The organism is Haemophilus influenzae (genome assembly GCF_900475755.1).
In the GTDB taxonomy this organism is placed as follows: Bacteria; Pseudomonadota; Gammaproteobacteria; order Enterobacterales; family Pasteurellaceae; genus Haemophilus; species Haemophilus influenzae_D.
In genome coordinates, this window is sequence record NZ_LS483411.1 from 1153753 (window position 1) to 1174784 (window position 21032).

Consider the following 21032-nt stretch of genomic DNA (forward strand, 5'->3'; position numbering starts at 1 on the left):
AATTATGTGCCAAATTGTAAGGCATATTAGTAAAAATGGCTAGGATATTGAATGTTTAATCGGGTTCAAAAGGAAATCAATCAAATTATTAATCGTGGTTTTGACCGCACTTTGCGCTTGGCGGTAACAGGGTTAAGTCGAAGTGGAAAAACGGCGTTTATTACAAGTTTAATCAATCAACTTCTCTCTATTAATCAAAATTCGCCACAGCATTTGCCCTTGTTTGAAGCGGCTAGAAATGGTTCAATTTTGGCAGTCAAACGAATATCCCAACAAGATCTCAGCGTGCCACGTTTTGATTATGAAAGTAATTTAAATGATTTGTCACAAAATCCACCTCAATGGTTTCAATCTACTCGTGGCGTGAGTGAAACGCGTTTAGCCATTCGTTTTCAACGTCAATCTGGCTTGCTACGTCATTTGAAAGAACGCAGCACGCTTTATCTGGATATTTTTGATTATCCAGGGGAATGGCTACTCGATTTGCCGTTATTAAATCTAGATTTTCAACAATGGTCACAAGAACAAGTCAAGGCAACCACAGGTATTCGCGAAGAATTAGCGCGAAATTGGCTTGCTATGTTACAGGATTTGGATTTAAGTGCGGTCGCAAATGAAGATGTTTTAGCAGAGATTGCGAAAAGTTATACGGATTATTTACACCAATGCAAGTCGCAAGGCATGCAATTTATTCAGCCTGGGCGATTTGTGTTGCCAAGTGATTTAGAGGGCGCGCCCGCATTACAATTTTTTCCATTAATTCATCTTTCAGAAGAACAGTGGCAAACCTTGAAAAAAACAGCCAAATCGAATAGCTATTTTGCCGTGCTGACAACACGTTATAATTATTATCGCAATAAAATTGTGAAAGGTTTTTACGAAAATTATTTTTCTAATTTTGATCGCCAAGTGATTTTGGCGGATTGTTTAACGCCTTTAAACCACAGCCAGCAAGCCTTTTTAGATATGCAAATGGGCTTAAATCAGTTATTTAATAATTTCCATTATGGCAGTAGAAATTTTCTTCATCGTTTGTTTTCCCCGAGAATTGATCGATTAATGTTTGTTGCGACGAAGGCGGATCATATTACTCGCGATCAAATGCCTAATTTAGTGAGTTTAATACGCCAAATTGTGCAAGAGGGCGGTCGCCATGTGGAATTTGAAGGAATTGATACGGAATATACCGCGATTGCGGCTGTTCGTACCACAAAGCAAGTGATTGTAAATCAGCAAGGAAAAGAAATTAAAGCGATTCAAGGGATTCGTTCTATTGATAAACAACCGATTACGCTTTATCCAGGAACGGTGCCGAGTAAATTACCAAGATCAGAATTCTGGCAAAAACAACCGCATTTTGATTTCGATAGTTTTGAACCTCAGCCTTTAGAACAAGGCGAAACTATTCCCCACCTGAGAATGGATGCAGTTTTACAATTTTTATTAAGTGATCGATTTGAATAAAAAAGTGCGGAAAATTTTTCCGCACTTTTTTCATCGTTCTAGCCCGTATTACGCATTCCAGCTGCGATACCTGTAATGGTAATCATTAATGCTTGTTCCACATCGGGATTTACTTGCTCTGGATTTTCACGGAAACGGTGAAGTAATTCTACTTGCAGTAGATTGAGTGGATCCGTGTAGATATTACGCAATGCGATTGAATCTGCAATCCAAGGTAAATCAGACATCAATTCACTTTGATGAGAAAGTGAAAGTACAGTTTGAATATCATCTTCAAGTTGCTTACGTAAATTTTCCCCTAAATACCAAAGTTCTTTTTTCACTAATCGTTGATCATATTGTTGGGAAAGCCAAGTATCCGATTTACTAAAGACCATTTCCAACATTCCGATTCGCGTTGAAAAGAACGGCCAGTTTTCACACATTTTATGAATAATATCGCCTTTTCCTTGTTCGATAATTTGACGTATAGAGGCACCTGCGCCTAACCAAGCAGGTAGCATTAAGCGATTTTGCATCCACGCAAAAATCCAAGGGATGGCACGTAAACTTTCCACGCCGCCATTTGGATTGCGTTTTGCTGGGCGAGATCCAAGCGGCAATTTGGACAGCTCCTGTTCTGGCGTTGCACTACGGAAATAAGGCACGAAATCTTTATCGCCACGCACCACACCACGATAAATATCGCAAGAAATCGTGGAAAGCTCGTCCATTATGTTACGCCATTCTGGTTTCGGTTCTGGTGGCGGTAACAGATTTGCTTCTAAAATGGCACTGGCGTAGAGATCAAAGGTTTCTACCGCCACAGTGGGTAAACCCAGTTTGAAGCGAATCATTTCGCCTTGTTCTGTTACACGTAAACCATTTTTTAGGGAACGAGGCGGTTGAGAAAGTAATGCCGCATGTGCTGGCGCACCGCCACGACCAATTGTGCCACCACGTCCGTGGAATAAAGTGAGTTCAATACCAAGTTTTTCCGTTAAATTCACTAAGGCTTCTTGCGCACGATATTGCGCCCAAGAGGCAGCCATCATTCCCGCATCTTTTGCCGAATCTGAATAACCAATCATTACCATTTGACGATTATCGATAACGCCACGATACCAACCCACATTGAAAAGTTGAGTCATGACTTTTTCGGCTGCATCTAGATCCTCCAAGGTTTCAAATAATGGCACAACAGGAATATGATATGGCACGCCCGCTTCTTTTAAGAGTAAATGAACGGCTAAAACATCGGATGCATTGCGTGCCATCGAAATAACATAACAAGCTATGACACCTTGTTTTTGTTGAGCAATGACTTTGCAAGTATCTAAAATTTCTTGGGTTTCAGGCGATGGCGTCCAGTTTTGCGGAATTAATGGACGGCGTGAGCTTAATTCCCGAATTAAGAAAGCCTGTTTATCGTCTTCCGTCCATTGAGCGTAATCGCCCAAACCAATATAGCGCGTGATTTCAGCAATGGCATCGGTGTGACGAGTGCTTTCTTGGCGAATATCCATCTGAGAAAGTATCACGCCAAAACAACTAATACGGTGCAAAATATCCAACAATGAACCATTTGCAATAATGCGCATACCGCATTGAATTAAAGATTGATAACAATCGTAAAGCGGTTCCCAAAGTTGATTATCTTCTAAAATAATTTCGCTTTCAGATACGCGCGGTGTGCGATTTGATAAGTGATCATCAAAATAAGCTAAGGTTGCTGTAAGCTGATCGCGTAAATTTTTTACTACGAAACGATAGGGTTCTAAATGCTCGCCGTATTTAGCGCGAAATTCATCGCTACATTTCATCATTGAAAGTTCATCGGCTAATTTGCTGATGTCTTGTAAGAATAAATCTGCCGCTTTCCAACGGGCAAAATAAAGTACTTTTTTGGTGATTTGTGCGGTAACAAATGGGTTTCCATCTCGGTCGCCGCCCATCCAAGAGGAAATGCGTACGGGTTTTAATCCCACTGGCAAATCGTAACCTAAAAATTCACGGGCGGTTTCATTTAGTTGGCGTAAAAATTCTGGTACAGCTTGCCACAAACTGTTTTCCAACATTGCAAAGCCCCATTTTGCTTCATCAAATGGCGTTGGACGAACAGTACGAATTTCGTTGGTATGCCACGCTTCTGCGATTAAACGAAGTAATAGACGCTCAATAATATTGCGTTCTTTTTCCGTTAAATCATTATGCTCTAATTTGCTTAAACATTTATTGATTTCAATGTGTTTATGAATTAATGAACGACGTGTTGTTTCTGTTGGATGTGCGGTCAGAACTAGCTCAATTAATAATTTTTCGACGGTTTTATGAACATCTTCCACAGAGACATTTTGTTCTTTTAAACGTTTGAAAAGTTCGCTTAAGGATTGAGAAGAACTTTGAGCAAGAGAATGTTCACGGGAAATCGTTTGATATTGTTCAGCAATGTTTGTGAGGTTTAAAAATTGGCTGAAAGCACGTGCAACAGGAATAATATTTTCATTAGAAATACTACCTAGCGTATCGAGCAATGCTTGTCTTGCTTTATCATCACCAGCACGAGAATTGCGAGAAAGTTTACGAATGTTTTCGATTAACTCGAGAATATCGGTACCTTGGGCATCGTTGATTGTTTCTCCGAGAAAACGCCCTAACATACTAATGTTATTGCGCAGAGTGGCGTACTCTTGTGTCATAGGAACTCCTAAAAGTAAAAAATAAAATTTGTCAGTTGGCGGTAGATATAACTAAAAATAGGGTGGAGGGCAAATGCTATTCAGAAAAATTTTGAAAATAATCAAGAAAAGCTAAAAAATAGCTAAAAAAGAACCGCACTTTTTAAGAATTACTTAAAAAGTGCGGTTTATTTTTGCTAAGTTTATAAAATCGATTTAACGGATTTTCGAATGATAAGCTCAGGGGCTATATCAATACGACCATATTGTTGAACGCTTTCATCTTTGTGACTAATTCGTTCTAACAGAATATTTACTGCCTGTCTGCCTAAACGTAGTTTTGATTGATGAATGGTGGTTAATGGTGGTGCGTAGAAACGTGAGGCGTGAATATCATCATAGCCGATAATGGACATATCCTCTGGCACGCGTAAGTCTTTTTCTGTCAGAGCGGAAATTGCACCTAACGCCATCACATCGTTACAGCAGAATAGGGCAGTTGGTAATTCCTCTTGAGTCAGTAAACGATTCATACATTCATAACCATCTTCAGGCTCAAATGCACCTTCTAGTACCCAAGACGGATTGATGGTTAATTTAGCTTCTTCCATTGCTTTTACAAAGCCTTCATAACGCGTTCTTGCGGTAGTTTTATTGAGTTCGCCGCAGATAATCCCGATTTTTTTATGACCGCACTCAATGAGGTGTTTGGTTGCTAAATATCCGCCATCAAAACTATGATCATCAATCACATCTGTATTGGCATTTGGGCCCCAATCCATTACAACCATTGGAATAGTGGAAAATGATGAAAGTAAATCCAATGAATCTTGCGTATATTCAGAACACATTACAAGCAAGCCATCAACCCGTTTTTTTGCTAACATTTCTAAATGATTTTTGACTTTTTCAGGATCATTTTGTGTGTTACACAAAAATAAAGAATAACCTTGTCGATAGCAATGTTCTTCAACAGAATGAATGATTTCGGCAAAATACGGTGCTTCACTGGTTGTCACAATCATACCAATGGATTTAGTGGTATTGACTTTTAAACTGCGCGCTACAGCACTAGGGGAATAATTAAGTTGTTTAATTGCGGATAACACCGCTTCCTCCGTATCTTTTGCAACGAAACGGGTTTTATTAATTACGTGAGATACGGTTGTGGTGGACACACCAGCCATTTTTGCCACATCTTTAATTGTTGCCATATATTTAAATCCCTAAAAAATTTTTCTTATTATAAAGGTTTGTTGAGAATTTAGTCATCTTTATTGCAAATTTTTTATAAAAAGAAGTGATTTTTTCGTATTATTCTTGCTAGAATGTCTGCGTTATTTTTTATGAGGAGAACAAAATGAGCGATTTTGGTTATGCAATGATTATGGTTGTTTTTAGTATGTCTGTTGTCGTGGGGCTTGCACTTTCAATCTTTTAATCAAATCAACTTTTTATTATCACCGCAGTTTTGTTTCTACAAAGTGCGGTGATTTTTTTTCGGTGTTTTGCTTGCCCGTTTAAAATATGGTAAAACTAACGCCGTTTTATTCACAACATATAGGAAGTTCTATGTCAAATTTACAAGCAATTATTGAAGCTGCATTTGAAAAACGTGCAGAAATTACACCAAAAACCGTTGATGCAGAAACGCGCGCGGCAATTGAAGAAGTAATCGAAGGGTTAGATTCTGGAAAATATCGTGTAGCCGAAAAAATTGATGGCGAATGGGTAACACATCAATGGTTAAAAAAAGCGGTATTGCTATCTTTCCGCATTAACGATAACCAAATTATTGATGGCGCAGAAACAAAATATTACGACAAAGTGGCATTAAAATTTGCGGATTACACCGAAGAGCGTTTTGCTGAAGAAGGTTTCCGTGTTGTGCCTTCTGCAACGGTGCGTAAAGGCGCATATATTTCTAAAAACTGCGTATTAATGCCATCTTATGTAAACATTGGTGCCTATGTTGGCGAAGGCACAATGGTAGATACTTGGGCGACGGTAGGCTCTTGTGCGCAAATTGGTAAAAACGTTCACTTATCTGGTGGCGTAGGCATTGGCGGCGTATTAGAACCATTACAAGCTAACCCAACCATTATCGGCGATAACTGCTTTATCGGCGCACGTTCAGAAGTGGTGGAAGGCGTTATCGTAGAAGATGGCTGTGTTATTTCAATGGGCGTATTCATTGGTCAATCAACTAAAATTTATGATCGTGAAACAGGAGAAATTCACTACGGCCGTGTACCAGCAGGTTCTGTTGTTGTATCAGGTAGCCTTCCATCAAAATGTGGAAAATATAGCTTATACTGTGCCGTGATCGTGAAAAAAGTGGATGCGAAAACTTTAGGTAAAGTTGGCATCAATGAATTATTACGTTCTATTGAAGAATAGTAAAAAAATCATAAAAAAAGACCGCACTTTTAAAGTGCGGTCTGAAAATCAAAAGAAATTAAGCGGCGAATGGGTCGCGTAAAATCATCGTTTCCACACGATCAGGGCCTGTTGAAAGAATATCAATAGGTACGCCAGTCACTTCTTCAATACGTTTAATATAGTTAATACAGTTTTGTGGCAATTTATTTACATCTGTGATGCGGAAAGTATTTTCTTTCCAACCAGGTAATGTTTCATAAATTGGTTCTACACCTTCCCAATCTTTTGCCGCTAACGGTGCATATTCAACGATTTCGCCATTTGGCATTTTGTAAGCAACGCAGATTTTTACTTCATCAAAACCATCTAACACGTCTAGTTTAGTCATACAGAAACCTGAAATGGAATTGAGTTGGATTGCACGGCGGATTGCAACGGCATCGAACCAACCGCAACGACGTGGACGACCTGTTACCGCACCAAACTCGTTACCTTTACGTGCAATTTCAGCACCCACATCATCAAATAATTCCGTTGTGAATGGGCCTCCGCCTACACGAGTACAGTAAGCCTTGATGATACCAAGTACATAATCAAGATTGCGTGGGCCAAATCCAGAACCTGTTGCAACGCCACCAGCCGTTGTATTTGAACTAGTGACATACGGATATGTACCGTGGTCGATATCTAACATTGTGCCTTGTGCGCCTTCAAATAAAATATGTTCGCCATTTTTGCGTGCGGTATCAAGAATTGTAGTGATGTCTGCCACCATTCCCGTAATTACATTGGCAATTGCCATTACATCATCTAAGGTTTTTTGATAATCGACAGGTTCAACTTTGTAGTAGTTCACTAATTGGAAATTATAGTATTCAAGGATATTTTTGAGTTTTTCGGCAAAAGCTTCTTTGTCGAACAAATCGCCTACGCGTAAACCACGACGAGCCACTTTATCTTCATAAGCTGGGCCAATACCACGACCCGTTGTACCTATAGCTTTTTTGCCAAGGGCTGCTTCACGGGCGTGATCCATAGCAACGTGATAAGGCAGAATCAAAGGACAAGCTTCTGAAATTAATAAACGTTCACGAACTTTAATACCTCGGCTTTCAAGTTCGCCCATTTCTTTCATTAATGCTTCAGGCGAAACCACAACGCCATTACCAATTAAGCAAGTTACGTTTGGATGTAACATACCAGATGGAATTAAACGTAATACGGTTTTTTCTCCATTGATAATAAGTGTGTGACCTGCGTTATGACCGCCTTGATAACGAACTACGTATTTTACGCGATCCGTCAAAAGATCAACGATTTTTCCTTTACCTTCATCGCCCCATTGTGCACCTAAGATAACAACGCTTTTTCCCATAATTTCCGCCTTTTATTCGGTTAAATTAGTCAAATAAACAGCCGTTTACTTTACTCTTTTTCAACTTTAATCTCAATGATATAAAAGAAAAAGTACGGTGATTTTTCACCGCACTTTAGGTTTAAACTTTATTCAAATAAGGATTTGTGTAATGAGCGTACAATTTCATCAGAATGTTCACTTTGTACTAACATACAAACATTGTTGGTACTTGCCCCATAACTAATCATTCGCACATTATAAGATTGAACAGTATCAAAAATACATTTTGCCACACCTGAAGTAATATGCAGGTCATTACCGATTAATGCAACTAATGATAATCCTGTATCGACTTTTACTGAACAGTATTGACGAAGTTCATCTAATAATTCGGTTGAAAGCAATTCCGCTCCTGAAGATGCAGAACCTGTTTTATCTAATGTTAATGCAATGCTTACTTCTGAGGTGGTAATGGTATCCACTGAAATTTTGTGTTTAGCTAAAATGTTAAATACATTTGCTAAGAAACCTTGTGCGTGCAACATACTTAAGCTCGAAAGCGTGAGTAAAGTTTGATCTCGGCGTAATGCAATTGCACGGAAAGTTGGACGCGGTTGAGGATCACGAGTAACCCAAGTACCACACGCTTCAGGTGCTTTGCTTGAACCCACATAAACAGGGATATTGCTACGTACGGCAGGGAGCAATGTGGCTGGGTGTAGCACTTTAGCCCCAAAGGTTGCCATTTCAGCGGCTTCAGCAAAGCTCATTGTGTCGATGCGTTGTGCTGTCGGAACAATGCGTGGATCGGTTGTATAAATGCCTGCTACATCAGTCCAAATTAAAACGTCTTTTGCATTTAATACTTCGGCTAATAAAGCAGCAGAGTAGTCGCTACCGCCACGACCTAATGTGGTTGTTTTACCGCTTGGTTCACGTCCGATAAAACCTTGGGTAATAACTAATTCGCCGCGGTCTATTAATGGTTTTAAAATGCTATCGCTGTTTGATTGGGTTTGTTCATCATTTGGCGCAGCTTTACCAAAATGGTTATTGGTTGAAACAATTGTACGCACATCAACCCAAGTCGCAGATGCGTTTTGCTCACGTAAAATCTCAATAAAAATTTGAGTAGACATCATTTCGCCGTGACTGATAAGTTCATCGGTTAATGCGGGAGAGGTTGCAAGACTAGCTGCTTCAGAAAGTGCGGTAATATTTTCAAGATATTTTTCAATAATTGGACGGATACGGCTGTCGTCTTTTAATTCATTCAAAATATTCTCTTGAATTTGACGGATTTCGCCAATTAATTTTTCACGTTCTGTCGCTTTTACACCATTTGCTAAAGCCACTAATAAATTTGTTACACCAGCTGATGCAGAAAGCACGACTACGCGTGTATTTGGATCGGCAATGATAATTTTTGCACAAGCTGTCATTGCATCGTGGTTAGCAACGGATGTTCCGCCAAATTTGGCAACCGAGAGATGGGACATAAGATACTCCTAGATGTTGTGTTTTTTTAGAATAATAGGTATAGAAATAACGATTTCATTATTTTTTGTCAAATAAATTTTAATTAACAATAAATGAACGCATAAAAGAAAAAATAGGATTAGGAAAAATTGGTTGTTGAGAAAGACATATAAGTTGTATAAATGAATAAAAAATAAGTGATATGCTTCATTAATAAGCAAACAAACATAAAATTGCTTTTTTTGTAAAAAAGTATTTGACGAGGATCATCAAAATTAGCATAATACGCCCCGCAAAGCCGATATGGTTAAGCAAATTAAGTAATGGCTACATAGCTCAGTTGGTTAGAGCACAACACTCATAATGTTGGGGTCGCAAGTTCGAATCTCGCTGTAGCCACCAAATTTGCGGGACTGGCGAAATTGGTAGACGCACCAGATTTAGGTTCTGGCGCCGAGAGGTGTGTGGGTTCAAGTCCCTCGTCCCGCACCATTTATCGCTTTGTAATTCAAATAGTCGTTGGGGTATCGCCAAGCGGTAAGGCACTGGGTTTTGATCTCAGCATTCCTAGGTTCGAATCCTAGTACCCCAGCCATACTATCAAAAAAGTCTTCTTTATATCCAATCAAAGATTTATCTAATTGGGGTATCGCCAAGCGGTAAGGCACTGGGTTTTGATCTCAGCATTCCTAGGTTCGAATCCTAGTACCCCAGCCATATTTTTTAACTCCCATAGCACTAACAAAAGCTAGTTTTTTGTCTTATTTAAGGTTGTTTTTGCGATCCAGATCTCAAACAGGTTTATTTGTAATATAAAGTAATATTCTATTAATGCTATCTTGTTTTCCTGTTCATTTAGGAGAGCAATATGGAATTTTCTTTACAATACATCATTATTTTCATTTTTGTTATTTTATTTCTCATTGGCTTATTTTCATCTAAATCAAGATCAACTCGTCGTAATGCAAAGAAGAGTCGTCTTTATCTTTCGACAGAAAACAAAATTAATATTGTGAATAAAAATGATCATCTTGATGTCGTTATATTGAATAAGTATAAAAGAAAAGCTTTGATGAATAAGAGTGAATATCAACTTTTTCTTCGTTTAGAAAAGTTGTTGTCTAAAGATTATCAAGAGTTCCGTTTATTTACTCAGGTTTCAATGGGAGAGTTTTTAGAATCAATAGATAAAGAGGCCCATTTTGCGATAAATAGTAAACGAGTAGATTTTTTGATTGTGGATAAGAAAGGCTATGCCGTAATAGTAATTGAATATCAAGGGCAGGGACATTATCAGGATAATGCAGCGAAGCGTGATGCAGTGAAACGGGAGGCTTGTCGAAAGGCTGGGGTGATTTTTTTAGAATTTCAGCCGAACTATGGAAAAGCAGAATTAGAATTTGTTGTTGAAAACTTAAAACGTTATTTGATAAAAAATTAAAGTTTAGATATTTATTGAGAAACAATGAATATGTAAGGAAAAAGCTAAGATGAATGTCTTAGCTTTTTTGTTATTTTATTTAAATGTGTGAACTAGAATTATGCACGTTTGAAGTCAATGTGAACCAATTTTGGTTTGAATGGGTGACGTTGCATTGCTTGTACTTTAACTGCAACTTCTTTACCACCGATCACTAATGTAATCACTTCAGAATAGAAAGATTCGTGTGCTTGCGCGTTGTTTAATTCATCGTGGTTTAAGATGATTGAAACTGGTTCTTCACTGCCACCATAAACAATTGCAGGGATTTGACCATTGTTACGCAGGCGGCGGCTCGCACCCTTACCTTGCGCAGTACGAACTTCAGCGTTAAATTTAAATGCCATTTTTATGTTCTCTTGAAATTAAATGTTAAAAGAAAGAAAATCGCAGGCGACCCAGCAATTTTCCTAAAAACCGCTCAAAGACAAGCCTTGAGAGCGGTGGATTATAGAATATCCTTATTTTCAAATCAAACTTTTTTCTAGGCTTTTTGATTTAAAAAGATTAAAATGTGAACCAATTTTTTGTCACATCTATTAATAAAAAAGCAGGAACAAATGGAATTTTTGATTGGATTTTTTACTGAATATGGTTATTGGGCTGTTCTTTTTGTTTTAATTATTTGTGGATTTGGTGTACCTATTCCAGAAGATATAACATTAGTTTCAGGTGGTGTCATTGCGGGGCTTTATCCAGAAAATGTCAATTCTCATTTGATGTTGCTAGTTAGTATGATTGGTGTGCTTGTTGGCGATTCCTGTATGTATTGGCTTGGTCGAATTTATGGTACGAAAATTTTACGTTTCCGACCAATACGTAGAATTGTAACATTACAGCGTTTAAGAATGGTGCGTGAAAAATTCAGTCAATATGGAAATCGAGTACTGTTTGTTGCACGATTTTTACCCGGTTTACGCGCTCCAATTTATATGGTCTCAGGCATTACACGCCGTGTAAGTTATGTTCGTTTTGTTTTAATAGATTTCTGTGCTGCGATTATTTCTGTACCCATTTGGGTTTACCTTGGGGAATTAGGGGCTAAAAATTTAGATTGGCTACATGCACAAATTCAAAAAGGTCAAATAGTGATTTATATATTTTTTGGTTTACTTGTAGTATTCTTTTTTTGGAAATGGAAAAAATCTAAAAAATCAGTGCAATAATAGAATAATAAACGGCTAAAAACATTCCTATTTTTAGCCGCACTTTTTAATTTTCTTCTCTCTTTTCTTTAAATAAACCTGATTCGCCTTCAGAATAATCTCTTGGTTGTTCATTTTGAGATTTATCTGTTGCAGTAATCAACTGTTGGGTGAATAAACCTTTGTGATCTTTTTCGCCCAGTAAATTATTGGAGGAGGTTGCGTAGTGGTGATAAAGTTTTTGATAATCCTTAATTAAGGTTTTGAATAATTCAGCACTTTCTGCAAAATGTTTTTCGATTTGCGCTTTTTGTGTATCAAGTTGGGTTTTGACTGTTTTTAATTCAGCCTCTGTTTTAGCTTGATGTTTTACGGAACCTTTGGTTAAACGCACGGCAATGTAACCAATAAATAATCCAACAATAAAAGCGATACCAATCGCTACCCAAATTTCATTTGTCCAATTTTCCATAATGTTCTCCCATTAATGTGATTAAAAACTAGCAGGTTGCAATAACAACAATTTCAACTTTCCAACGAGGATCCGCTAATTTAGCTTCGACTGTCGCTCGACTTGGTGGGCTAACATGATCGACCCATTCATCCCAAGCTTGATTTAATTGTGCATAATCTTGCATATCTGCCAAGAAAATTTGCGCAGTTAAAATATTGCTTTTATTGGAGCCAATTTCTGCTAACAATTTATCAATTAATCCTAATACTTCTTTGGTTTGTTCGTAGGCATTTTGCTCGATGGTTAGTTCTGGAACTTGCCCTGCAAAATAGGCGAGGTTGTTATGAATTGAAACTTCACTTAAACGTGCATTGGGTAAAATGCGTTGAATTGTCATAGGATTCTCCTTTGGGGTATTTTCTTCTATTCTAAATAGCCTTTACTGCTTTGTAAAATCCTCTTTACTAAGCTAGAATACCCGACAGTTATTCTCAATTATTTAATTATTATGAAATTGCTTATTTCTAATCAGCACGGTGCTATTGTTATGGCATTGGTCCCTTTTATTTACGGTATGTTACTTGCTAATCCAGTATGGGCTCACTTATTTTTACTATTAGGATGGTTTTCGCTTTATTTGATGACTTATCCTTTTTTGAATTTATTTAAAGGTAAAAATCTTGAGTTATACAAAAAATGGTCTGTGATTTATTTTGCTGCCGCAGTGATTTTTGCGATCCCCGCGTTAATTTATAATTGGCAAGTACTGTATTTTATGTTTGCCATGCTGCCGTTTGTCGCGGTGAACATTTATTTCACTAAGAAAAAAGATGAGCGTAACTTATGGAATGATTTGGCTGGGATCTTAATTTTTGCTTTAGCTGGAATGGGATCCTATTACTTTTCTGACCGCACTTTTGATGAAAAAATACTTTGGGTGGCGATTTATCCAACATTATTTTTTATTGGAACAACGCTTTATGTGAAATCTATGATGCGTGAGCGAAAAAATCCACGTTATTTTTGGGCATCAGTGATTTTTCATTTATTATTTGTGCTGATTTTTGTGGTTTCTCAGCAGTTTATTTTAGCATTAGCTTTTGTCCCTGGATTAGTGCGAGCGGTTTATCTGCCCACTAAAAAGCTCTCTGTTATGCAAGTTGGACTAACCGAATTTGCGATTACAGCGGTCTTTTTTATTTTACTTTTAATTGCAACCTTATAAATGAAACTGAAGTTCTTTTTTTACACCGTATTACTTTGTTTTAGTTTGCCTATTTGGGCGATGAAAACTGTTGATGTTACTGCAAGTTCTAAAATGGATGATCAAGCAAGAATGAATTTGGCACAAGAGTTTGCCAATAAACAGCAATGGATCTCTGTTTTCGATATTATGTATCCGATGGCGTTGGAAGGAAATATAACGGCTCAAAGCAATCTTGGTATGTTATATAATCTCGGGCGTGGCACAGCGAGAGATTATGAAAAGGCTTATTGGTGGTTTAGCGAAGCCGCAGAGAAGGGCAGCGTGAAAGGGCTAAATAATCTTGGCGTTATGTATCTGCGTGGCGATTACGTCAAACAAAATACAGAGCAGGCCATTAAGCTTTTTGAACGTACAGCTCGGGCTAAAGATACGGATGCGATGATGATGTTAAGTAATATTTATCGCTCACAAAACCAACCTAAAAAATCATTGGAATGGCTGAAGAAAGCTGCTGAATTAGGTAATCAGGAAGCAAAACAGCGTTTATCTAGCCAGCCATAATCTAAAAGTGCGGTTATTTTAATCGCACAAATTTCACGCCACTATGTTGCAATAGCAATTTCATTGGATCTTCATCATTCGAGACTGCTTTCTCACGTAATTCAATTAATTTCATCCGTAAATGGGCGAGTTCGTGAATCCTTGTCGCCACCTCTTTAATGTGTTTGTCTAACACGCGATTAATTTCTTCTGCTTGCTGTTTTGAAGCATTTTCTAAATTCAGTAGGCTTTTTATTTCATTTAATGAAATATCTAAATTTCGGCAGTTACAAATAAATGATAAACGTTGCAAATGTTCTTCATTATATTGGCGAAAATTGCCTAAAGTGCGTTTGGGGAGTGGGATTAAACCTTGTTGTTCATAATAACGAATGGTTTCTACGGTACAGCCTAGGGCTTTAGCAAGTGCTCCAATTTTCATCAATTTCCTTAAAAAATGACTTGATTCTAAAGTTACTTCATATTTTATCATACGCCTAAATTTTCTTAAACAAACAAGGAGTATCCAAAATGGAATTAAAAAAAATCGCCGTGGGATTAACCGCACTTTTAGGTATGTCTGTTGCTAACGCACACAATGTTTGGCTTGAACCTACTTCATCACAAAATGAATACGTAGTGAAATTTGGACATGAACAAACTGAAACCTATCCAGAATCTAAACTTAAATCTATCCAAGCCTTAAATGCGCAAGGCAAATTAACTGCCGTTGATTACCAATTCAGAAATGGCGAAGCCTATCTTATACCTAAATCTGATTTAGTATTTGTTCATTTCGATAATGGTGTATGGTCAAAATTACCAAGCGGTAAATACGTTGAAAAAACAAAACGTGAAGAACCAACAGCTGAATTTAGTACCAATCCTGTTAAATTTGGTAAAGCGATTTTGAAATGGGATGCTGAATCTTTCAAATCTCATCAACAAGCTTACGAATTGATTCCTCAAGAAAAACCACAAGCGAACAAACCACTTTCTATCCTTGTTTTACATAATGGTAAACCAGTTCAAGGCATAAAAGTGGGCGTGAGTGAAGATGCACCGTTCAATTTAACCAATGAAAAAGGTATCGCTCAATTTACGCCAACTAAAGGCTTCAACAAAGTATGGGCAGAGTTTGAGGAAAAAGTAACAAATAATGCGGATTACGATCGTCGAACTGTGGAATATATGCTAACTTTTGACGCACAATAATATGGATTTGGGATGAAAAAATTTGCTTTTTTAACCGCACTTTTTGCGGCTTGCTATCTCCCGAATGCTTATGCCCACGCACTTTATGTGTTTGCCCAATATGATGGGCAAACACTCTCTGGCAAATCCTATTATTCTGATATGACCCCAGCAGCTGAAACTTATTTAGAAGTTTTCCGATCAGGTGTTTCTGATCCTGTTTTAACTGGAAAAACAGACCGCCAAGGCGCATTTAAGCTTTCGATTGCTGATGTGCCACATACCACCTTAAAAGTGGTGGTGGAAGGCGATGAAGGACACCGTGCATCAGTTGTTGCTGCTCATACATCTGCCGAAAATCAAAGCGGTGCAGATTTAATGCTACTTCGTGAAGATATTGCGCATTTAAAAGATAAAATTTATTTGCATGATATTTTAGGTGGAATAGGTTATATCGTTGGTATTGCTGGACTTATTGCTTTACGTAATGCGCGTAAAATTAAACAAGGACGTATTTAATGCATTTATCTGAAGGCGTGTTACATACGCCTATTTTATTAGCTGGCACAGTGCTTGCTGTTGCGGGAATTACTGTGGGGTTGCGTCGTTTAGAATCAGAACGTTTACCGCTCACTGCACTTTTTGCGGCTGCATTTTTTGTGGCTGGAACCATTCATGTCCCCGTAGGAATTGGTAGTGTGCATTTAATTTTAAATGGTATGGCTGGTTTATTCCTTGGGTGGGCTGTTTTTCCTGCGTTTCTTATCGCACTTTTATTGCAAGTCATTTTCTTTTCTTTTGGTGGATTTGCAGTGTTAGGCGTCAATCTATGCGTGATGGCAACGCCTGCAGTGATCGCTCATTATCTTTTCCGTTCTCGTTTACAACCGCACATAGCTTTAAAAGATCGCTTATTCGTCGGTATTGGAGCTGGCGTAATTGGCGTTGGTGGGGCAGGCGCACTTGCTTCTTTTGTGCTGATGTTAGATGGTGGAAAAAGTTATTTGAATCTTGTTTGGCTCTTACTAGTCTCTCATATTCCGGTATTTATTTTGGATAGTATTATCAGCGTAGGTGTGATTACCTTACTTGGTAAAATGTATCCTGAAGTCATGAATCGTACAGAGAATGTCTCTTAATGAAAATTCATCACTTATTTCAACCGCACTTTAAGTTGATTTATCTATTTATCTGGGGGCTAATCATTAGTGGATTGAGTGATCTCACTTGGCTTATCCCCCTTAATGCGCTTGCAGTTTCTCTCTTTTTTATTTCACTGCAGTTCAGTCAAAAATCTTTTTTGCCCTATCTTAAACGTTGGTTTGCTTTAGTTATTTTTATTGTTTTAATGTGGGCGACATTAAGTTGGCAAATTGGCGAAAATGGCATTGAACTCAATTTTCAAGGTATAGAATTAGCAGAAAAATTGAGTTTACGGACTCATTTATTGCTGATTTCTCTTTGGCTCTTTTTGTGGAATATTAATGATGCGGTGCTTGTTCAAGCCATTGGCAAATTGCCTTTGCCAGAAAAATTAATTCAACTTTTTGTGCTGACTGTACGTTACATTGCACTGCTTGGCGAATTGCGTCAAAAAATGGATATTGCCATGCGAGCTCGTGGATTTCGTCCTGGGCTTAATCGCCGAACCCTTTATGTGACCGCTCAAAGTGTCGCTTTATTATTGATTCATGCCCTGTTGAAAGCCGAAACGGCGCAAATGGCTTTAAAATGTCGTGGTTTTCAGTTTGGCAAAAAGAGAGAAAAATAACATGTTAGCTGTAAATAATCTTTATATAGAACGCAATGGTAGAGCGATTATTCAAGATTTGAGTTTTACCTTAGAAGGTCAAAAACGCCTTTTCGTACAAGGGGAAATTGGCTCAGGAAAAACCACTTTACTGCTTGCTTTGTTGGGATTTGTTCCTGTAACCAAAGGCGAAATTAAACTATTTGACCAAGTTTGTCGTGAAGAAAAAGATTTCGAACCCTTTCGTGGCACGATTGGTATTTGTTTTCAAAATGCCGATGATCAACTTTTTGGTCCTACGGTGTTGGATGATATTGCCTTCGGGCCATTAAACCAAAATATTCCAAGAGAGCAGGCGTATCACATCGCTGAACAACAATTAGATCGTCTTGGTATCACACGTTTAAAAGATCGTATGGTACATACCTTATCTGGTGGTGAGAAAAATTTTACCGCACTTGCAGGTGTCTTAGCGATGCAGCCAAAAATCTTATTATTAGATGAACCCACCAATGGATTAGATCGAAAAAATACTGAAAAATTGACCGCACTTTTGCGAGAACTTTCCCTACCCATTTTGATTTCATCCCATCATCATGGATTTATTAACGAATTAGCCACAGAAATTATCAGTTTATGATTTCTATATCCATTAGGTAAAAATGCGGCTGTGATTGGTGAAGTAATAACCGATAAAAAAGTGCGTTTACTGGGAATTTTGGGACAAAGTCGATTGTTAGATTTACCAACAAATGAACCATTGCCAAGAATTTGTTAATGATTAGATAAAATTAAAGCCTTGATAATCAAGGCTTTAACTATTTATATTTGCTCTATTTTAGGTTAGAGATGATTTCTAACTCTAATTAAAGTACTTTCACGATACTTTCACATAGATAGCGAATATTATCTTCTGTGATTCCAGCTACGTTGATACGACCAGAACGAACAGCGTAAATGGCAAATTCATTTTTTAAACGATCCACTTGTTCCCCTGTTAATCCACTGAAAGAGAACATACCGTTTTGTTCAATGATAAAGCTGAAATCTTGTTCTGCACCATATTCTTTTAATAACTGAACGAATAAATGACGCATTTTTTTGATGCGTTCACGCATTTCAGTTAATTCATTTTCCCATTCTTGGCGAAGCTGAGTGTCATTTAATACTGTTGCGACAGTCGCCCCACCGTGAGATGCTGGGTTAGAGTAGAGTGTACGAATAATTGATTTCACTTGGGTTAATGCAGTTGAAGCAATTTCTGCATTTTCTGCCACAAGGGTAAATGCACCAACACGTTCATTATATAAACCAAAGTTTTTCGAGAATGAACTCGCCACTAATAATTCTTTGTGGTTTGCCGCAAAAGCACGTAAACCATAAGCATCTTGGTCTAAGCCATTGGCTAAACCTTGATAAGCAAAGTCAAAGAGTGGCAACCAACCATTTTTAGCTGAAAGTGCGGCTAATTCTTGCCATTGTTCAGGGGTTGGGTCAATACCCGTTGGGTTGTGGCAGCAGCCGTGTAACAGCACCACATCGCCTTCGCTTGCTTGGCTTAAATCTTCAAGTAAATGATCCCAATCAAGGGCTTTGCGTTCAGCATCATAATAACGATATTCACGAATGGTCATACCGACAGCATTGAAAATCGCATTGTGGTTTGGCCAAGTTGGTGTGCTGATCCAAACATTTTGTGCTTTAGTTTGGCGTTTAATAAATTCTGCCGCAATGCGTAATGCACCTGTTCCGCCTAAACTTTGTACTGTTCTTGCTCGATTAGATTGGATGACTTCAGAATCTTTACCGAAAAGGAGTGCTTTTGTTTGTTCGTTATAATCCGCAATACCATCGATAGTCAGATAATTCTTGGTTTTTTCCTTATCAAATAATCGTTTTTCGGCTTCTTTTACCGCGCGCATAATTGGGGTTGTGCCTTGCGCATCTTTATAAACGCCAATACCCAAGTTAATTTTATTTTCGCGAGTTTCGGATTTGAATGCTTCGCCTAAGCCTAAGATGGGATCGGCTGGTGCCGCTTTGATATGTTCAAACATAGCTTTTCCTTATGTATGTCAGTTGTGTGGTGGATAATTTTATACTTCAGCCGTTTTATTTTATCAAGAAAGATTTTTATAAAAATTAACCGCACTTTGATATTTTTAAATATTCATCAAAAAGTGCGGTCATTTTTTACATTATTTTAGTTTTTTAATCGCCCAATTTAATCCAGATTGATAATCTTCCGGTAATTCAGAGCGAAGTTTTTCTAATTGTTGAATAATGGCCGCTCTATTTGGATGAGAAAGATTAATATGCCCAACCTTACGCCCAGCTCTCACTTCTTTACCGTACCAATGAAGTTGTGCAAAGGGTGTATTAAGCCATTTTGGGTTATGGTTTGTGCCGATTAAATTAATCATTACACTTGGGGCGAACGTTTGTAATTCAGGCGTTGGCAAATTGAGTAGCGTACGTAAATGTAATTCAAATTGACTGATAGCACAGCCTAGTTGTGTCCAATGCCCACTGTTATGTACGCGAGGCGCAAGTTCGTTAATCAGTAATTTGTCGCCTACAACAAAACATTCCATTGCCATGACACCCACATAGCCTAATTTATCCATAATTTTGCTGAGCATGGCTTCTGCTTGCTTTTGTTGTGCGGATTGTTGAGGAAAAGCACTATCAACCACACTGTAACGCAAAATACCGTTTTGTTGCAGGTTATGTGTAACAGGATAAAAACGCTTTTCGCCATTTTTAAATCTCGCACCTACAATAGACACTTCATAATCGAAAGGAATAAATTTTTCTGCGATTACTTCACCGAATAAGTCATCGGTGATGTCCGCTTTGTTTTCATCGCTGATAATCCATTGACCTCGTCCATCATATCCACCTGTTCTACGTTTAACGACGACTTTCTCGCCAACAGTTTGGAAAACATCATTCCATTGCGTTTTATCTTTTAATAAACACCAAGACGAGGTAGAAAGATTGAGTTCATCTAGCAAGGATTTTTGCGTAAAACGATCGGCTAATAATCCAAATACATATTGATTGACGAAGTTTTTATGATTGCCGAGTAATTCAGTCAAAGGCGTTTTTTCCCAGCGTTCAATTTCCGCCGTGATGATCGCATTTTCAGGTAAGTCAAAAACTGGCGCATTGAAGGCTAAAGGTTCAACATAAATATCTAAAGGTGCGCCAGCGTAACCTAACATTCTGCCGAGTTGTCCGTTGCCAAGTACATAAACCGTTGGGTATAAGGTGGAGTTTTGCATAATATTGCTCGTTAAATTTACGAAAAAAACAACCGCACTTTAAAAGTGCGGTCAGATCTAAAGATGTTTTTATGTGCGTGGATCAGGATTGTCCTGTACAGCACGAGTTTGGCTTTCACGGAAAGATTGCAGGCGTGAAAGCAATTCTGCATCCCAACCTGCTAGAATTTGTGCGGCTAACAATCCAGCATTTGCTGCACCCGCAGGACCAATTGCTAATGTTCCGACTGGGATTCCTTTTGGCATTTGCACAATTGAATAAAGGCTATCTACGCCACTTAACATAGAACTTTTTACTGGCACCCCCAGCACTGGCACAAGTGTTTTCGCTGCGAGCATACCGGGTAAATGTGCCGCACCGCCTGCACCAGCAATAATTACTTTGTAACCATTTTTTTGTGCATTTTCGGCAAATTCGAAAAGTTTATCAGGCGTACGATGGGCAGAGACGACTTCCACATGATAAGGCACGTTTAATTCATCTAAAATCTGAGTTGTCTCTTGCATAGTAGCCCAATCACTTTTTGACCCCATCACAACGGCAATTTGTGCAGTTTTTGACATGCTATTTTCTCAATTTTTTTAATTAAAACGTGGTGTAGAATAGCATAGATTACATATATCTAGCAAACGTTT

22 protein-coding genes, 4 tRNA genes and 1 pseudogene are annotated in these 21032 nt (G+C 38.1%); 16 read left to right on the top strand and 11 right to left on the bottom strand.

The annotated features are described in order from the left end of the window. Positions 1–51: 51 nt before the first annotated feature. Positions 52–1464: a YcjX family protein gene (locus DQN24_RS05700; protein ID WP_111695516.1), complete on the top strand. Its 1413-nt coding sequence runs from the start codon at positions 52–54 to the stop codon at positions 1462–1464. Between the two features lie 38 nt (positions 1465–1502). Here the strand turns inward: DQN24_RS05700 and ppc are convergent, their stop codons facing one another. After that, positions 1503–4142 carry a phosphoenolpyruvate carboxylase gene (ppc, locus tag DQN24_RS05705; RefSeq protein ID WP_111695517.1) on the bottom strand — a complete coding sequence of 880 codons (2640 nt, stop codon included), beginning with the start codon at positions 4140–4142 and terminating at the stop codon, positions 1503–1505. Between the two features lie 182 nt (positions 4143–4324). After that, positions 4325–5335, bottom strand: a complete 1011-nt coding sequence (purR, locus tag DQN24_RS05710; protein ID WP_032824085.1) for an HTH-type transcriptional repressor PurR — start codon at positions 5333–5335, stop codon at positions 4325–4327. Between the two features lie 358 nt (positions 5336–5693). On the opposite strand from purR, the gene dapD reads away from it, so the two are divergent. Next, positions 5694–6521: a 2,3,4,5-tetrahydropyridine-2,6-dicarboxylate N-succinyltransferase gene (gene dapD / locus DQN24_RS05715; protein ID WP_021035339.1), complete on the top strand. Its 828-nt coding sequence runs from the start codon at positions 5694–5696 to the stop codon at positions 6519–6521. Between the two features lie 58 nt (positions 6522–6579). Here the strand turns inward: dapD and purA are convergent, their stop codons facing one another. Both purA and lysC read right to left on the bottom strand, forming a co-directional pair. Continuing rightward, positions 6580–7878 carry an adenylosuccinate synthase gene (purA, locus tag DQN24_RS05720; protein WP_005686567.1) on the bottom strand — a complete coding sequence of 433 codons (1299 nt, stop codon included), beginning with the start codon at positions 7876–7878 and terminating at the stop codon, positions 6580–6582. Positions 7879–8006: 128 nt separating this feature from the next. Next, positions 8007–9359: a lysine-sensitive aspartokinase 3 gene (gene lysC / locus DQN24_RS05725; RefSeq protein WP_021035337.1), complete on the bottom strand. Its 1353-nt coding sequence runs from the start codon at positions 9357–9359 to the stop codon at positions 8007–8009. A gap of 305 nt (positions 9360–9664) precedes the next feature. On the opposite strand from lysC, the gene DQN24_RS05730 reads away from it, so the two are divergent. The 5 genes from DQN24_RS05730 (at position 9665) to DQN24_RS05750 (ending at position 10780) form a co-directional block, all read left to right on the top strand. Continuing rightward, a tRNA-Met gene (locus tag DQN24_RS05730) sits at positions 9665–9741 on the top strand. 5 nt (positions 9742–9746) lie between these two features. Beyond that, a tRNA-Leu gene (locus tag DQN24_RS05735) sits at positions 9747–9831 on the top strand. Positions 9832–9859: 28 nt separating this feature from the next. Then, positions 9860–9934: transfer RNA gene (locus DQN24_RS05740), tRNA-Gln, on the top strand. 47 nt (positions 9935–9981) lie between these two features. Then, positions 9982–10056, top strand: a tRNA-Gln gene (locus DQN24_RS05745). Positions 10057–10207: 151 nt separating this feature from the next. Continuing rightward, on the top strand, positions 10208–10780 hold the full coding sequence (locus DQN24_RS05750; RefSeq protein ID WP_021035336.1) for a DUF2726 domain-containing protein: 573 nt from the start codon (positions 10208–10210) through the stop codon (positions 10778–10780). A gap of 98 nt (positions 10781–10878) precedes the next feature. Here DQN24_RS05750 and rplY read toward each other — a convergent pair whose 3' ends face one another. After that, positions 10879–11166: a 50S ribosomal protein L25 gene (rplY, locus tag DQN24_RS05755; protein ID WP_005660520.1), complete on the bottom strand. Its 288-nt coding sequence runs from the start codon at positions 11164–11166 to the stop codon at positions 10879–10881. A gap of 213 nt (positions 11167–11379) precedes the next feature. On the opposite strand from rplY, the gene DQN24_RS05760 reads away from it, so the two are divergent. Further along, positions 11380–11985: a DedA family protein gene (locus tag DQN24_RS05760; protein WP_021035334.1), complete on the top strand. Its 606-nt coding sequence runs from the start codon at positions 11380–11382 to the stop codon at positions 11983–11985. Between the two features lie 46 nt (positions 11986–12031). On the opposite strand, the gene DQN24_RS05765 is transcribed toward DQN24_RS05760, so the two are convergent. Together DQN24_RS05765 and DQN24_RS05770 are read right to left on the bottom strand one after the other, a co-directional pair. Continuing rightward, positions 12032–12436, bottom strand: a complete 405-nt coding sequence (locus tag DQN24_RS05765; RefSeq protein ID WP_021035333.1) for a YhcB family protein — start codon at positions 12434–12436, stop codon at positions 12032–12034. Positions 12437–12464: 28 nt separating this feature from the next. Beyond that, positions 12465–12815, bottom strand: coding sequence for a RidA family protein (locus tag DQN24_RS05770; protein WP_005660525.1), 351 nt, complete (start codon positions 12813–12815; stop codon positions 12465–12467). Positions 12816–12926: 111 nt separating this feature from the next. On the opposite strand from DQN24_RS05770, the gene DQN24_RS05775 reads away from it, so the two are divergent. Together DQN24_RS05775 and DQN24_RS05780 are read left to right on the top strand one after the other, a co-directional pair. After that, a complete protein-coding gene (locus tag DQN24_RS05775) occupies positions 12927–13643 on the top strand; it encodes a YwiC-like family protein (RefSeq protein WP_111695518.1) in 717 nt (238 codons plus the stop codon). Continuing rightward, the gene (locus DQN24_RS05780) at positions 13644–14186 is read left to right on the top strand and encodes a tetratricopeptide repeat protein (RefSeq protein ID WP_162697517.1); all 543 of its coding nucleotides are present in this window, start codon (positions 13644–13646) and stop codon (positions 14184–14186) included. Positions 14187–14199: 13 nt separating this feature from the next. Here the strand turns inward: DQN24_RS05780 and DQN24_RS05785 are convergent, their stop codons facing one another. Then, positions 14200–14607 (bottom strand): Cd(II)/Pb(II)-responsive transcriptional regulator, encoded by a 408-nt coding sequence (locus DQN24_RS05785; RefSeq protein WP_111695519.1) that lies wholly within the window; start codon positions 14605–14607, stop codon positions 14200–14202. 89 nt (positions 14608–14696) lie between these two features. On the opposite strand from DQN24_RS05785, the gene DQN24_RS05790 reads away from it, so the two are divergent. The 6 genes and pseudogenes from DQN24_RS05790 to DQN24_RS09235 form a co-directional block, all read left to right on the top strand. Further along, the gene (locus DQN24_RS05790; protein ID WP_111695520.1) at positions 14697–15380 is read left to right on the top strand and encodes a DUF4198 domain-containing protein; all 684 of its coding nucleotides are present in this window, start codon (positions 14697–14699) and stop codon (positions 15378–15380) included. Positions 15381–15392: 12 nt separating this feature from the next. Further along, entirely contained in the window at positions 15393–15878 is a 486-nt protein-coding gene (locus DQN24_RS05795) for a hypothetical protein (protein ID WP_005657038.1), read from the top strand. Beyond that, complete coding sequence (gene cbiM / locus DQN24_RS05800; protein WP_111695521.1) at positions 15878–16498, top strand: cobalt transporter CbiM; 621 nt, start codon at positions 15878–15880, stop codon at positions 16496–16498. The genes DQN24_RS05795 and cbiM overlap by 1 nt, the downstream gene beginning before the upstream one ends. Then, positions 16498–17130, top strand: coding sequence for an energy-coupling factor transporter transmembrane component T family protein (locus tag DQN24_RS05805; protein ID WP_111695522.1), 633 nt, complete (start codon positions 16498–16500; stop codon positions 17128–17130). The genes cbiM and DQN24_RS05805 overlap by 1 nt, the downstream gene beginning before the upstream one ends. Position 17131: 1 nt before the next feature. Next, positions 17132–17749, top strand: coding sequence for an energy-coupling factor ABC transporter ATP-binding protein (locus DQN24_RS05810; protein WP_050848643.1), 618 nt, complete (start codon positions 17132–17134; stop codon positions 17747–17749). A gap of 6 nt (positions 17750–17755) precedes the next feature. Then, positions 17756–17887: pseudogene (locus tag DQN24_RS09235) on the top strand (hydrogenase expression/formation protein HypE); the annotation flags it as partial. An 88-nt stretch (positions 17888–17975) separates the two neighbouring features. Here DQN24_RS09235 and DQN24_RS05820 read toward each other — a convergent pair. The 3 genes from DQN24_RS05820 to purE all read right to left on the bottom strand — a co-directional run bounded on the left by DQN24_RS05820 (position 17976) and on the right by purE (position 20960). Further along, positions 17976–19166, bottom strand: coding sequence for an amino acid aminotransferase (locus DQN24_RS05820; RefSeq protein WP_111695523.1), 1191 nt, complete (start codon positions 19164–19166; stop codon positions 17976–17978). Positions 19167–19307: 141 nt separating this feature from the next. Beyond that, positions 19308–20396: a 5-(carboxyamino)imidazole ribonucleotide synthase gene (purK, locus tag DQN24_RS05825; protein WP_111695524.1), complete on the bottom strand. Its 1089-nt coding sequence runs from the start codon at positions 20394–20396 to the stop codon at positions 19308–19310. A gap of 69 nt (positions 20397–20465) precedes the next feature. Continuing rightward, positions 20466–20960, bottom strand: coding sequence for a 5-(carboxyamino)imidazole ribonucleotide mutase (gene purE, locus DQN24_RS05830; protein WP_021035322.1), 495 nt, complete (start codon positions 20958–20960; stop codon positions 20466–20468). Between the last annotated feature and the right edge of the window lie 72 nt (positions 20961–21032).